Source organism: Leclercia sp. UBA2479 (assembly GCF_002341985.1).
In the GTDB taxonomy this organism is placed as follows: Bacteria; Pseudomonadota; Gammaproteobacteria; order Enterobacterales; family Enterobacteriaceae; genus Enterobacter; species Enterobacter pneumoniae.
The window spans coordinates 33,293-45,664 of sequence record NZ_DDPB01000003.1; the positions used below are offsets into that span (position 1 = coordinate 33,293).

At 56.4% G+C, this 12,372-nt stretch carries 13 protein-coding genes; 12 read left to right on the top strand and 1 reads right to left on the bottom strand.

The features are described 5' to 3' along the window. The first annotated feature begins 126 nt into the window (after positions 1-126). The 11 genes from flgB (at position 127) to flgL (ending at position 10,022) form a co-directional block, all read left to right on the top strand. Entirely contained in the window at positions 127-543 is a 417-nt protein-coding gene (flgB, locus tag B3B59_RS01960) for a flagellar basal body rod protein FlgB (RefSeq protein ID WP_046885708.1), read from the top strand. Between the two features lie 2 nt (positions 544-545). Next, on the top strand, positions 546-950 hold the full coding sequence (gene flgC / locus B3B59_RS01965; RefSeq protein ID WP_040076175.1) for a flagellar basal body rod protein FlgC: 405 nt from the start codon (positions 546-548) through the stop codon (positions 948-950). Positions 951-961: 11 nt separating this feature from the next. Then, on the top strand, positions 962-1,657 hold the full coding sequence (gene flgD / locus B3B59_RS01970) for a flagellar hook assembly protein FlgD (RefSeq protein WP_040076174.1): 696 nt from the start codon (positions 962-964) through the stop codon (positions 1,655-1,657). A gap of 26 nt (positions 1,658-1,683) precedes the next feature. Beyond that, entirely contained in the window at positions 1,684-2,946 is a 1,263-nt protein-coding gene (flgE, locus tag B3B59_RS01975; RefSeq protein ID WP_286807991.1) for a flagellar hook protein FlgE, read from the top strand. A 20-nt stretch (positions 2,947-2,966) separates the two neighbouring features. Continuing rightward, complete coding sequence (locus B3B59_RS01980) at positions 2,967-3,722, top strand: flagellar basal body rod protein FlgF (RefSeq protein WP_046885706.1); 756 nt, start codon at positions 2,967-2,969, stop codon at positions 3,720-3,722. A gap of 11 nt (positions 3,723-3,733) precedes the next feature. Further along, a complete protein-coding gene (flgG, locus tag B3B59_RS01985; RefSeq protein ID WP_040076171.1) occupies positions 3,734-4,516 on the top strand; it encodes a flagellar basal-body rod protein FlgG in 783 nt (260 codons plus the stop codon). A gap of 57 nt (positions 4,517-4,573) precedes the next feature. Then, complete coding sequence (gene flgH, locus B3B59_RS01990; protein ID WP_040076170.1) at positions 4,574-5,272, top strand: flagellar basal body L-ring protein FlgH; 699 nt, start codon at positions 4,574-4,576, stop codon at positions 5,270-5,272. Between the two features lie 12 nt (positions 5,273-5,284). After that, positions 5,285-6,382 (top strand): flagellar basal body P-ring protein FlgI, encoded by a 1,098-nt coding sequence (locus B3B59_RS01995; protein WP_040076169.1) that lies wholly within the window; start codon positions 5,285-5,287, stop codon positions 6,380-6,382. Continuing rightward, positions 6,382-7,335, top strand: a complete 954-nt coding sequence (flgJ, locus tag B3B59_RS02000) for a flagellar assembly peptidoglycan hydrolase FlgJ (RefSeq protein ID WP_040076168.1) — start codon at positions 6,382-6,384, stop codon at positions 7,333-7,335. The genes B3B59_RS01995 and flgJ overlap by 1 nt, the downstream gene beginning before the upstream one ends. Positions 7,336-7,410: 75 nt before the next feature. Next, positions 7,411-9,054 (top strand): flagellar hook-associated protein FlgK, encoded by a 1,644-nt coding sequence (flgK, locus tag B3B59_RS02005; RefSeq protein WP_046885705.1) that lies wholly within the window; start codon positions 7,411-7,413, stop codon positions 9,052-9,054. A gap of 14 nt (positions 9,055-9,068) precedes the next feature. After that, complete coding sequence (gene flgL / locus B3B59_RS02010; protein WP_286807992.1) at positions 9,069-10,022, top strand: flagellar hook-associated protein FlgL; 954 nt, start codon at positions 9,069-9,071, stop codon at positions 10,020-10,022. A gap of 79 nt (positions 10,023-10,101) precedes the next feature. On the opposite strand, the gene B3B59_RS02015 is transcribed toward flgL, so the two are convergent. Then, positions 10,102-11,316, bottom strand: coding sequence for an MFS transporter (locus B3B59_RS02015; RefSeq protein WP_286807993.1), 1,215 nt, complete (start codon positions 11,314-11,316; stop codon positions 10,102-10,104). A gap of 109 nt (positions 11,317-11,425) precedes the next feature. Between B3B59_RS02015 and B3B59_RS02020 the strand changes: the two genes are divergently transcribed. After that, on the top strand, positions 11,426-12,367 hold the full coding sequence (locus B3B59_RS02020) for a LysR family transcriptional regulator (protein ID WP_040076162.1): 942 nt from the start codon (positions 11,426-11,428) through the stop codon (positions 12,365-12,367). The last annotated feature ends 5 nt before the right edge of the window (positions 12,368-12,372 follow it).

The following is a 12,372-nucleotide window of genomic DNA, read 5'->3' on the forward strand; positions in this document are numbered from 1 at the left end:
ATTCTACCTGTCGTCCTTTCTCATCAACGCAATAAATAGCGACGCATTTTGCGCTTATTCCGTCGATAAGGGTGACGGGTTGAGATTTAAGCTGTGAACTGAAATTTTGCCATCAGCGGAGGAGACATGCTCGATAAACTCGACGCCGCGCTACGTTTTCAGCAGGAAGCGCTCAACTTACGCGCCCAGCGTCAGGAGATTCTGGCCGCCAATATCGCGAACGCTGATACCCCCGGGTTTCAGGCGCGCGATATTGATTTTTCCAGTGAACTTAAAAAAGTGATGGAGCGTGGACGGGCCGAAAACACCGGCGTTGCCCTTGCGCTGACATCTGCACGCCATATTCCCGCTCAGGTCGTTAACACCCCGACCACAGATTTACTTTACCGCGTTCCCGATCAGCCATCCCTCGACGGCAACACCGTAGATATGGACCGGGAGCGTACGCAGTTTGCCGATAACAGCCTCAAGTACCAGATGGGGCTGACCGTTCTCGGTGGACAAATTAAAGGCATGATGAATGTCCTGCAGGGAGGCAATTAATTTTGGCTTTACTGAATATTTTTGATATCGCCGGTTCCGCGTTGACCGCCCAGTCCCAGCGTCTGAACGTGGCTGCCAGTAACCTGGCAAACGCCGACAGCGTGACGGGCCCAGATGGTCAACCCTACCGTGCAAAACAGGTTGTTTTCCAGGTCAATGCTGCGCCAGGCGCAGCGACCGGTGGGGTAAAAGTCGCTGATGTGATCGAGAGCCAGGCGCCGGACAAACTGGTGTACGAGCCAGGCAATCCGCTGGCCGATGCCAATGGCTACGTCAAAATGCCAAACGTGGATGTCGTGGGTGAGATGGTGAACACCATGTCTGCCTCCCGCAGCTACCAGGCAAACGTTGAAGTACTCAATACCGTCAAGGGCATGATGCTCAAAACGCTTACTCTCGGTCAGTAAAGGAGACTCGCATGTCCATTGCAGTCAATATGAATGACACCACCAATGCTACCAGCGCAGCCAGCTCCAGCTCGTTGACGGGTAGCAAAGCGTCGGATCTGCAGAGCAGCTTCTTAACGCTACTGGTGGCGCAGTTGAAAAACCAGGACCCCACCAACCCGATGCAGAATAACGAACTGACTACGCAGCTTGCGCAGATCAGTACCGTTAGCGGCATCGAAAAACTGAACACCACCCTGGGCTCTATCTCCGGCCAGATCGACAACAGCCAGTCACTGCAGGCAAGCAGCCTGATTGGTCATGGCGTGATGATCCCGGGTAGCACCATCCTTGCCGGTACCAACACTACCGATGGTACCAGCAATACGTCGACAACGCCGTTTGGCGTTGAGCTGCAGCAGCCTGCCGACAAAGTGACAGCCACCATTACCGATAAGGCTGGCGCCGTCGTTCGCACCATTGATATTGGTGAACTGAAAGCGGGTGTTCACACCTTTACCTGGGATGGCACGCTGGCCGACGGCACGACCGCGCCGAACGGCTCTTATAACGTTGCCATTTCTGCCAGCAGCGGCACGACCCAGTTGGTGGCACAACCTCTGCAGTTTGCGCTGGTTCAGGGCGTCACGCGGGGTAGCGATGGCAACAAACTGGATTTGGGTACCTACGGTACCACCACGCTCGACCAAGTTCGGCAGATTATCTAAGCCTTAATACTTATCAGGAGTAAGTCATGGCCTTTTCTCAAGCGGTCAGCGGCCTGAATGCTGCGGCCACCAACCTCGATGTCATTGGTAACAACATTGCCAACTCCGCGACCTATGGTTTTAAATCCTCAACCGCCTCTTTTGCGGATATGTTTGCGGGTTCTAAAGCGGGTCTGGGCGTCAAAGTGGCCGGCATCACCCAGGATTTCACCGACGGCACCACAACCAACACCGGCCGTGGCCTGGATGTTGCCATTAGCCAGAACGGTTTCTTCCGTATGGTCGACAGCAACGGTTCCGTGTTCTATAGCCGTAACGGCCAGTTCAGCCTGGATGAAAACCGTAACCTGGTGAACATGCAGGGCCTGCAGCTGACCGGTTACCCGGTCGCGGGCTCACCACCAACGGTGCAGACCGGTGCGAACCCACAGGCGATCACCATCCCGAATACGCTGATGTCGGCAAAACCAACTGATACTGCCACCCAGCAGATTAACCTGAACTCGACTGACAAACTGCCATCTGTCGCATTCGACGCTACGACCAATAGCCCGAACCCGGACAGCTATAACAAAAAAGGGACGGTGACGGTCTTCGACAGCCAGGGTAATGCCCACAACATGTATGTCTACTATGTGAAAGCAGCGGACAACAAATGGGATCTCTATACCCAGGACGGTAGCGTAAACGGTTCTACGCCGACCAAAGCGGCGCAGATGAGCTTTGACAGCAGCGGTAACCTGGAAGGCGTCTATAACTACGACGCAGCGGGCGTGCTGAGCGGGACTAAAAATGCGGAACCGTCAATCGCCATCACCACCGGCGCATTAAATGGTGCGACGCCAACCCCGTTCACGCTGAGCTTCCTCAACTCCATGCAGCAGAACACCGGTGCGAACAACATCGTGGCCACTAACCAGAACGGTTATAAGCCAGGCGATCTGGTCAGCTACCAGATCAACGATGACGGTACCGTTGTGGGTAACTACTCCAACGAACAGACCCAGGTTCTGGGCCAGATCGTGCTGGCGAACTTCGCCAACAACGAAGGTCTGCAGTCCGAAGGTAATAACGTCTGGTCTGCGACCCAGTCTTCTGGTGTGGCGCTGCTGGGTACCGCCGGTACCGGCAACTTCGGTTCACTGACCAACGGTGCGCTGGAAGCGTCGAACGTGGATCTGAGTAAAGAGCTGGTGAACATGATCGTTGCGCAGCGTAACTACCAGTCGAACGCTCAGACCATCAAAACCCAGGACCAGATCCTCAACACGCTGGTTAACCTTCGCTAAGTGGCTGACGGGATAGCTTAATGGATCACGCAATATATACCGCGATGGGCGCTGCCAGTCAGACGCTCAATCAGCAGGCAGTGACCGCCAGTAACCTGGCTAACGCCTCGACACCCGGATTTCGCGCCCAGCTCAATGCGCTGCGTGCGGTGCCGGTAGAAGGCTTGTCCTTGCCAACGCGTACGCTGGTCACCGCCTCGACGCCGGGCGCAGATATGACCCCTGGCCAAATGGACTACACCTCGCGTCCGCTGGACGTGGCGCTGCAGCAGGATGGCTGGCTGGCGGTACAGACCGCAGACGGTACAGAAGGTTATACCCGTAACGGTAACATTCAGGTGAATGCGGCGGGACAATTGACGATTCAGGGGCGTCCGGTGATTGGCGAAGCAGGTCCGATCGCCGTGCCGGAAGGCTCTGAGGTCACTATTGCCGCAGACGGTACCATCTCTGCACTTAATCCGGGCGATCCGCCGAATACGGTGGCGCCGGTCGGCCGTCTGAAGCTGGTAAAGGCCGAGGGTAACGAAGTGCAGCGTGGCGACGACGGTATCTTCCGTCTGACGCAGGCGGCTCAGGCAACCCGAGGCGCAGCCCTGCAGGCTGACCCAACCATTCGCGTTATGTCTGGTGTACTGGAGGGCAGTAACGTCAAACCGGTTGAAGCCATGACCGATATGATCGCCAGCGCACGTCGTTTCGAGATGCAGATGAAAGTTATCAGCAGCGTGAATGAGAACGCGGGCAAAGCTAACCAACTGTTGGCAATGACTTAACAGGACTTCCTATGATCAGTTCTTTATGGATCGCAAAAACTGGCCTGGATGCGCAGCAAACCAATATGGATGTGATCGCCAACAACCTGGCGAACGTAAGCACCAATGGTTTTAAGCGTCAACGCGCCGTTTTTGAAGATTTGCTTTATCAAACCATCCGCCAGCCAGGTGCGCAGTCGTCTGAACAGACAACGCTGCCGTCCGGTTTGCAGATTGGTACCGGCGTTCGTCCGGTAGCGACCGAGCGTCTGCATAGCCAGGGTAACCTGTCTCAGACCAACAACAGTAAAGATGTGGCCATCAAAGGGCAGGGTTTCTTCCAGGTACAGTTGCCAGATGGCACCTCCGCCTATACCCGTGATGGTTCGTTCCAGGTGGATCAGAACGGTCAGCTGGTCACCGCAGGCGGTTTCCAGGTACAGCCAGCGATCACCATTCCGGCCAACGCCCTCGGCATCACTATCGGGCGTGACGGGGTCGTGAGCGTGACCCAGCAGGGCCAGGCGGCACCTGTGCAGGTTGGCCAGCTCAACCTCACCACCTTTATGAACGACACCGGTCTGGAAAGCATCGGTGAGAACCTGTACATCGAAACCCAGTCTTCCGGCGCGCCTAACGAGAGCACGCCAGGTTTGAATGGTTCAGGTTTGCTCTATCAGGGGTACGTTGAGACCTCTAACGTTAACGTCGCGGAAGAGCTGGTGAATATGATCCAGGTTCAGCGTGCGTATGAAATTAACAGTAAAGCAGTGTCGACGACCGACCAGATGCTGCAGAAACTGACGCAACTCTAAGGTGTAGCCCGGTGCGGTAATCCCCGCACCGGCTCCCTGTTTTCGAAGATGAAGGCAATGCAAAAACACGCGGCGAATCGTTATCCTATAGTGACTCTGCTGGCCGTGACCCTGAGCGGTTGCGCCTGGATCCCGTCTAAACCTTTGGTGCAGGGTGCGACCACCGCCCAACCCGTTCCCGGCCCCGCGCCGGTCGTTAACGGCTCTATTTTCCAGACCGCGCAGCCTATTAACTACGGTTATCAGCCGCTGTTTGAAGATCGTCGTCCGCGTAACGTGGGTGACACACTCACCATCGTCCTGCAGGAAAACGTCAGTGCGAGCAAGAGCTCGTCGGCGAACGCCAGCCGCGATGGCAAAACGAATTTTGGCTTTGACACCGTGCCACGCTACCTGCAAGGGCTGTTTGGTAATGCACGTGCCGATGTCGAGACCTCTGGCGGCAACTCCTTTAATGGTAAGGGCGGCGCCAACGCCAGCAATACCTTTAGCGGCACCCTGACGGTGACCGTCGATCAGGTACTGGTGAACGGTAATTTACATGTTGTGGGTGAAAAACAGATTGCCATCAATCAGGGCACTGAGTTCATTCGATTCTCCGGTGTGGTTAACCCTCGCACCATCAGCGGCACTAACACCGTACCGTCCACCCAGGTGGCGGATGCGCGCATTGAGTACGTCGGTAACGGCTACATCAACGAGGCGCAGAATATGGGTTGGCTGCAGCGTTTCTTCCTTAATTTATCGCCGATGTAAGCGAGGTGACCTATGTTTAAATCCCTCTTGGGTATCGCGTTGGTGCTGGTGGCAAGCTTTGCCCAGGCTGACCGTATCCGCGATCTCACCAGCGTACAGGGCGTACGACAAAACTCCTTGATAGGCTACGGCCTGGTCGTGGGGCTGGATGGTACCGGTGACCAGACGACGCAAACCCCGTTCACCACCCAGAGCCTGAACAACATGCTCTCGCAACTGGGGATCACTGTACCCACTGGCACCAACATGCAGCTGAAGAACGTGGCGGCCGTTATGGTTACCGCGAGCTTCCCCGCGTTTGCGCGTCAGGGGCAGACCATTGACGTGGTGGTCTCTTCCATGGGTAACGCCAAAAGTCTGCGCGGCGGTACGCTGTTAATGACCCCGCTGAAAGGGGTGGACAGCCAGGTCTACGCGCTGGCCCAGGGTAACATTCTGGTTGGCGGCGCAGGCGCCTCCGCGGGTGGCAGCAGCGTGCAGGTTAACCAGCTCAATGGCGGGCGCATCACTAACGGCGCCATCATTGAACGTGAGCTCCCGTCTCAGTTTGGTTCCGGTAATACCATCAATCTGCAGCTGAATAATGAAGATTTCACCATGGCGCAGCAGATTGCCGACACCATCAACCGCAGCCGTGGCTTTGGCAGTGCGACAGCGCTTGACGCGCGTACCGTGCAGATTCGCACCTCCAGCGGCGGCAGCAATCAGGTCCGGATGCTGGCCGATATCCAGAATATGGAAGTCAACGTACCGTTGCAGGATGCGAAAGTGATTATCAACTCCCGTACCGGCTCGGTGGTAATGAACCGCGAAGTGACCCTGGATAGTTGCGCCGTGGCGCAGGGGAACCTCTCGGTAACGGTTAACCGCCAGGCGAACGTCAGCCAGCCTGATACGCCATTCGGTGGCGGCCAGACGGTGGTGACGCCGCAGACGCAGATCGATCTGCGCCAGGAGGGGGGGTCACTGCAGAGCGTACGTTCCAGCGCCAATCTCAACAATGTGGTACGTGCGCTTAACGCGCTGGGCGCCACGCCGATGGAGCTGATGTCGATTCTGCAATCCATGCAGACCGCAGGCTGCCTGCGCGCGAAAGTGGAAATTATCTAATGCTCGGCGATAGCAAACTGATGGCAAGTGCGGCCTGGGATGCCCAGTCGCTCAACGAGCTGAAAACCAGTGCAGGTAAAGACCCGGCGGCGAATCTCCGCCCGGTTGCCCGCCAGGTTGAAGGGATGTTTGTGCAGATGATGTTGAAAAGCATGCGTGAAGCGCTACCGAAAGATGGCATCTTCAGCAGCGACTCAACCCGGCTGTACACCAGCATGTATGACCAACAGATTGCCCAGCAGATGACCTCCGGCAAGGGGCTTGGCCTTGCCGATATGATCGTCAAGCAGATGGAAGCCGCACAAGGAGTTAAGCCGGAAGATCAGCCTCAGCAGGTGCCGATGAAGTTCGACCTGCAAACGGTGACCAGTTATCAAAACCAGGCGCTAACCCAGATGGTGCGTAAGGCCGTGCCGAAAGCGCCGGAGAGCAACGATGAGCCGTTATCCGGCGACAGCAAAGACTTCCTGGCGCAGCTCTCTCTGCCCGCACGCCTGGCGAGCGAGCAGAGCGGCGTGCCGCATCACCTGATTCTGGCCCAGGCGGCGCTTGAGTCGGGTTGGGGCCAGCGCCAGATCCGTCGGGAAAACGGCGAGCCGAGCTTTAACATCTTTGGTGTGAAAGCGTCTGGCAGCTGGAAAGGGCCGACGACCGAGATCACCACCACCGAGTTCGAAAACGGTGAGGCGAAAAAGGTTAAAGCCAGGTTCCGCGTTTACAGCTCCTATCTGGAGGCACTCTCAGATTACGTTGGCTTGCTCACCCGCAATCCGCGCTACGCTGCGGTGACCCAGGCGGCGACGGCGGAGCAGGGTGCACAGGCGCTTCAGAGCGCAGGGTATGCCACCGATCCGAACTACGCCCGCAAGCTCACCAGCATGATCCAGCAGCTAAAAGCAATGGGTGAAAAAGTCAGTAAAGCCTATAGCACAGATCTTGAAAATCTGTTCTGAAAGTTCTCAAGTCCTGATGGTGTCTGCCGATAATCATCATCAGGACTCGTGTCTGAAAGTGTAAAAGGAACCCCCATGTCCAGTTTGATTAACAGCGCCATGAGTGGCCTCGGTGCTGCACAGGCAGCGCTGAATACCGTCAGTAATAATATTTCAAGTTACAACGTGGCAGGGTATACCCGCCAGACTACAGTGCTGGGCGCATCGAACAGCACCCTCACAGGCGGTGGCTGGGTAGGAAACGGCGTTTATGTTTCTGGGGTACAGCGTGAATATGACGCGTTCATCACCAACCAGCTGCGTGCGGCGCAAACCGACAGCAGTGGGCTAACGACGCGCTATCAGCAGATGTCAAAAATTGATGACGTGCTCTCTGATACCACTAACTCTATCTCTACCACGCTGCAAGACTTCTTTAAAAGCCTGCAAACGCTGGTCAGTAACGCCGAAGATCCAGCGGCGCGTCAGACCGTACTGGGTAAAGCCGATGGCCTGGTAAACCAGTTCAAAGTGACCGACCAGTATCTGCGTGACCAGGAAAAACAGATCAACATCGCGCTCACCACCAGCGTTGATCAAATTAATGGTTATGCGAAACAGATTGCCAATCTCAACGATCAGATCTCCCGTCTGACCGGTGTGGGCGCGGGTGCTTCGCCAAACAACCTGCTTGACCAGCGTGACCAGCTGGTGAGTGAGTTAAACCAGATCGTTGGCGTTGAAGTCTCCGTCCAGGATAGCGGTACCTATAACATCTCTATTGGTAACGGTTATACCCTGGTTCAGGGTAGCAATTCGAACCAGCTGGCGGCGGTGTCATCCAGCGCCGATCCGTCCCGCGTGGCGGTCGCGTTTGTTGACGCAACCGGCACATCAGAGATTCAGGAAAAGCAGCTGAACTCCGGCTCTTTAGGCGGCCTGTTGACCTTCCGTTCCCAGGATCTGGATAAGGTGCGTAATAACCTGAACCAGATGGCGCTGGCGTTTGCCGATGCGATGAACAATCAGCAAAAGCAGGGTTTGGACGCGAATGGTGACACGGGCACAGAGCTCTTCTCCTTCGGGAAGCCTGCGGTCACCAGCAACGCCAAAAACACCGGAACGGCGATCGTCACGGCGACCTTTGATGACACCACCAAAGTTCAGGCAACGGATTATCAGCTGGAAAAAACTGCTTCCGGCTGGACCGTGACCCGCCTTGCGGACAAGACCAGCTTCGCCGTCACGCCGGACGCGAACGGCGATATGAACTTCGATGGCCTGACCGTCAACGTGAGCAATAATGCTGACGCCAACGTGAAAGACAGCTTCATCCTGAAACCGGTTCAGGATGTGATCGTCAACATGAACATGCTGGTCAAAGATGAGTCGAAGCTGGCGATGGCCTCAGCCACCGGCGGTGGCAAGAGCGACAACCGTAACGGCCAGGCGATGCTGGATCTGCAAAACAGTAAGCTGGTAGGCGGTAACAAGTCCTTTAACGATGCTTACGCCTCTCTGGTGAGCACCGTGGGCAGCTCAACGGCTTCCCTTAAGACCAGCAGCCAAACGAAAGCCAACGTGGTCACGCAGTTGAGCAATCAACAGCAGTCCATCTCTGGGGTTAACCTTGATGAAGAGTACGGCAACCTGCAACGTTACCAGCAGTACTATCTGGCTAACGCACAGGTACTGCAGACCGCCAGTACGCTCTTTGATGCGTTAATTAACATTCGCTAAGGACGAGGTAATCGATGCGTATTAGCACCCAGATGATGTACCAGCAGCAAATGCAGGGCATCACCAATTCCCAGAGCAAGTGGCTGAACTATGGCCAGCAGATGTCTACCGGTCAGCGCGTCAATCGCCCTTCCGACGACCCTATTGCAGCGTCTCAGGCGGTGGTGCTCTCTCAGGCGCAGTCTCAGAACAGTCAATATGAGCTGGCGCGTAGCTTTGCGACCACCAAAGTCTCGCTGGAAGAGAGTGTATTGGGGCAGGTGACTACCGCCCTGCAAAGCTCTCTGGAAAAAGTCGTTGCTGCGGGTAACGGGACCTTCACCGACAATGACCGTGCCTCGCTGGCGACTGACCTGAAAGGGCTTCGCGATCAGCTGATGAACCTGGCGAACAGCACCGACGGTAACGGACGCTATATCTTTGCGGGCTACAACACCGAAGCGCCGGCGTTTGATAGCGCCACCGGTACCTATAATGGTGGCACTACGCCAATCAGCCAGCAGGTTGACGCCGCGCGTAACATGGAAGTGAGCCATATCGGCAGTGATGTCTTCGCCAAATTCACCAGCAATGCGATGAAAGAGCCCGATGGCACCCTCGGGGAAGCGAACCTGTTTAAGATTCTGGATACCGCCATCACAGCGCTGAACGATCCCATTGGGGATGATGGCGCGAAGAGTGCAGCGTTGAAAGAGAGCATTGATGTGGCTAACCGGGGACTGCGTAACGTTCAGGATAACATTCTGACCGTGCGTGCCGAACTGGGGACCCGCCTGAACGAACTGGACAAGCTGGACGACCTCGGCGCAGAACGCACGCTTGGACAGACTAAGCAGATGAGCGATCTGATTGATGTTGACTGGAACTCGGTCATTTCGTCCTACACCATGCAGCAAGCGGCGCTTCAGGCTTCGTATAAAGCGTTCAGTGATATGCAGGGAATGTCTCTGTTTCAGCTGAATAGATAACATTTTTGACCTTTAGAGTATGGCTTGAAACTGGTCATACTTTGTCTGCCCAACCCGTCATCCCGGGTTGGGCTTTTTTTTATCCGTTTTGCGCAGCGGCGGTGGTCGTTGCGGTGCGCTCGGTCAGGCGAATCACCAGTGCGATAGCGCCAGTAAGGGTAGCCAGGGCCACTACGGCTGGCCAGCCAGCAAGGGCATACACCTTAGTACCCAGCGCAGAGCCCAGCGCCATACCAATAAATACCACGGTAAAGAGGAGGGCATTCAGACGCCCGCGCGCCTGCGGCTCAAGGCTATAAACCAGGTTCTGGTGGGCTACCAGGCTGGATTGCAGACCCAGGTCAAACCCCACCGCCGATACGGCAATCAGAATCAGTTGACCATGAACGCCCAGCATAGGCATCAGGAACATCAGGGCAAAAGAGACGGTGACCAGTGCGGCGCCTAGCTGGGTGACTTTACCTGCGCCCAGCTTATCAGCCAGCCCACCGGCCAGCGGAGCCGCCAGCGCACCGGCTGCCCCTGCAATACCGAATCCTCCTGCCACCGCGCTGCCCAACTGATAGCGCTCCAGCAGCATCACCGCCAGCGTTGACCAGAAGGCGCTAAAGGCGATTGAGAGGAACCCTTGCGCCAGCGCGGCACGACGCAATGCGGGGTAGCGGCGCCACAGGTGCGCCATCGAGCGCATTAATGCGGGGTAGCTAAGCGTGGAATGAATAGCGAAGCGGGGCAGAACAGCCCACATCACCAAACCGATGAGGGCAATACTGGCCGCCGCCAGTTGATACATTACGCGCCAGCCAAAGGCTTCGCCAACGATGCCGCTAACGGTACGGGAGAGCAAAATCCCGAGCAGCAGACCGGTCATCACCGTACCAACGGTTTTCCCCTGTTTGCCCTCAGGGGCAAGAATGGCCGCCGCCGGAACGATATCCTGCGCCATGGTGGCTGCCATACCAATCAGCAGGCTAACAATCAGTAAGCTGTGCAGTTCCGTGACGAGGCTACTGGCCAGCAAAACCAGCGCCAGGGCCGTGCTTTTCAGCAGAATCAGGGTTCGACGATCATGGCGATCGCCAAGCGGCAGCAGAAACAGAATGCCGATGGCATAGCCGGCCTGGGTCAGGGTAGGTACCAGCCCCATCCCTTCAATACTCAGGTGCAGGTCGCTGCCCATCAGCGGCAGCAAAGGCTGGGCGTAGTAAATCGAGGCGACGCTAAAGCCAGCGCCAATGGCGAGCAGTAAAATGACCCAGCGGCTAATGGCGTGGGCAGGGAGGGTAGTGTTCATAGTGTGTACCTCAATCAGGATGTGAGGCTATTCTTTCGCACCCACGCTTGCGGTGGTAGCCAGCCTGGTGTTAAAACACCTATACGTTAAACGTATAACAGAGGGTGAGATGCAGCGTTCAGAGCGTATAGATAGGGTGGAGTTGATGCGAACCTTCGTCCGCATTGTTGAGGCAGGCTCGCTGTCTGCGGCGGCGAAACAACTTGAAACCACCCAGGCGACGGTCAGCCGCCGTTTGCAATCGCTTGAATCACTGCTGGGTGTGCGACTCATTTTACGCACCACGCATGCCATGAAACTGACCGATGACGGCGAACGCTGCTATCAGCACGCGGGTAGGGTGATAGACAGTTGGCTGGCGCTGGAAGATGAGATGGGCCATGCGGAAGATGAACCCGTTGGTGTGCTGCGTGTGCGGGCGCCGCACGCCTTCGGTCAGGAGCAGTTACTGGAGCCATTAACACAGTTTCTGAATCGCTACCCGCGGCTGACGGTCGAGTGGATGCTGAATGACCGTTCGGCAGATTTTATGAGTGAAAATATCGACTGCGCGATTCGGGTCGGGGCGGAGATCGATCCGGCAACGGTTTCAATCCTGCTGGCGGAGGTGCCGCGCTGCATTGTGGCCGCGCCGGAACTCCTGGCTCGCTTCGATCCTGTGCAGTCACCTCAGGCGCTATCCGCATTGCCCTGGGTGGCATTGAACAGCTTTTATCGTCAACATATCGAGCTCTACACCGACGGAGAGACGCAACCGTTGCGTATCCCTATCTCTCCCCGCTTAAGCACTGACAGCCTGTACGTGACGCGTAAAAGCGCACTTACCGGGCTGGGGGTAGCGGTGGTGTCGAGCTGGACGGTGGAGGAAGATATTCGGGCAGGGAGGCTGGTGCATCTTTTACCGGAATGGCAGCCTGCAGCACTGCCCGTGCACCTGGTCTATCCGTGGTCGCGCTATTATCCTGCGCGCTTAAGACGTTTTCTGGAAATGATGCGTGAAGTGATGCCAGAAATAGCCGGTATGCGTAAGCCGCTGGCGCAAAAAAGGTAAAAAAA